General features: G+C 72.6%; 1 protein-coding gene, 1 tRNA gene and 1 other RNA gene. 2 read left to right on the top strand and 1 reads right to left on the bottom strand.

The window, feature by feature from the left end:
• Positions 1-32 precede the first annotated feature (32 nt).
• Positions 33-117 (bottom strand) — tRNA-Ser (locus tag E1165_RS28550).
• Between the two features lie 82 nt (positions 118-199).
• Between E1165_RS28550 and ffs the strand changes: the two genes are divergently transcribed.
• Positions 200-290, top strand: an RNA gene (gene ffs / locus E1165_RS28545) — signal recognition particle sRNA small type.
• Positions 291-497: 207 nt separating this feature from the next.
• A partial coding sequence (locus E1165_RS28540; RefSeq protein WP_132394784.1) for a DNA polymerase III subunit gamma and tau occupies positions 498-1,727 on the top strand: 1,230 nt, incomplete at its 3' end.

The following is a 1,727-nucleotide window of genomic DNA, read 5'->3' as shown; positions in this document are numbered from 1 at the left end:
CCCCCGCCGGGGCCGGCCCGCCGATCGGGGTGCGGAGGATACGAGATTCGAACTCGTGAGGGTGTGAACCCAACACGCTTTCCAAGCGTGCGCCCTAGGCCTCTAGGCGAATCCTCCGCGAGCCAGGATACAGGTCTCTGTCGGGCCGGCCACCCCACCACCCCCTGAAGATCCACCGCGCGTCGGGTAGGGTTGGCGGTACCCCCCGTGCGGCGTGCATCTCGTGAACCTCCCCAGGGCCGGAAGGCAGCAAGGATAAGCGGGCTCTGACGGGTGCACGGGGGGCCTTTCTGTCCGGCTTCCCCGCTGGGCCCGATCCGGCCCGTCCCGGCCTGCGGCATGTCGGTTGTCCTGGCGTCCCGACACCCCGGGAGCCGCAACCGGAGTGGCTCAAGCGCGGGGGATCACGCGAGTGGGCGCGTGGGCCGCGCGGGGTGGTGGGTGGTCACCTGCGCCCGAGCGGCGCAGAATGGCTCGGTCGAGAGGAGGCGGTACGGGTGGCACTGGCCCTTTACCGCAAGTACCGGCCGCGCACCTTCGCCGAGGTCATCGGTCAGGAGCACGTCACCGAGCCGTTGTCGCAGGCGCTGCGCAGCGGGCGGCTCAACCACGCCTATCTCTTCTCCGGCCCGCGCGGCTGTGGCAAGACCTCCAGCGCCCGCATTCTGGCCCGCTCGCTCAACTGTGAGCAGGGCCCCACCCCGGAGCCGTGCGGGCAGTGCGAGTCGTGCCGGGAGTTGGCCACCGACGGCGGCTCGATCGACGTGCTGGAGATCGACGCGGCCAGCCACGGCGGGGTCGACGACGCCCGGGAGCTGCGCGAGAAGGCGATCTTCGCGCCGGCCCGGAGCCGCTTCAAGATCTACGTCATCGACGAGGCGCACATGGTCTCGTCGGCCGGCTTCAACGCCCTGCTCAAGCTGGTCGAGGAGCCGCCGGAGTACGTCAAGTTCATCTTCGCCACCACGGAGCCGGAGAAGGTCCTCGGCACGATCAAGTCGCGGACCCACCACTACCCGTTCCGGCTGATCCCGCCGAAGGTGCTGCGGCCCTACCTGGAGCAGCTCTGCGAGGCCGAGGGGGTCCGGGTCGAGCCGGCCGTCTTCCCCCTCGTCGTCCGCGCCGGTGGCGGCAGCGCCCGGGACAGCCTCTCCCTGCTCGACCAGCTCATCGCGGGCGCCGGCCCGGAGGGGGCCAGCTACGCGCGGGCCGCCGCGCTGCTCGGTGTCACCGACTCGGCGCTGATCGACGAGATGTGCGACGCGCTGGCGGCGGGGGACGGCGCGGCGGCGTACGCCACCGTCGACCGGGTCGCCGAGGCCGGCCACGACCCGCGCCGGTTCGCCGCCGACCTGCTGGAGCGGCTGCGCGACCTGATCGTGCTCCAGCAGGTGCCGGACGCCGCCGCCAAGGGCCTGATCGACGGCCCCGCCGACCAGATCGAGCGGATGGCCGCCCAGGCCCAGCAGCTCGGCCCGGGCACCCTGTCCCGCTGCGCCGACATCGTGCACAACGGCCTGGTCGAGATGCGCGGCACCACCGCTCCCCGGCTGCTGTTGGAGCTGATCTGCGCCCGGATGATGCTGCCCGGCGTGGACGACTCGACCGGCGGCCTGCTCCAGCGGCTGGAACGGATGGAACGCCGGCTCACCCTGGGTGGCGTGGAGCTGCCGTCGGCCACCGCCGGGCCGGTCGTCCACTCCCCGGAGGTACGCCCGGAGCCGCCC

It is taken from the genome of Micromonospora sp. KC723 (assembly GCF_004348595.1).
GTDB lineage: Bacteria > Actinomycetota > Actinomycetes > Mycobacteriales > Micromonosporaceae > Micromonospora.
Note: the sequence above shows the minus strand (reverse complement) of the source record. Positions and strands in the feature narration are given on the sequence as shown.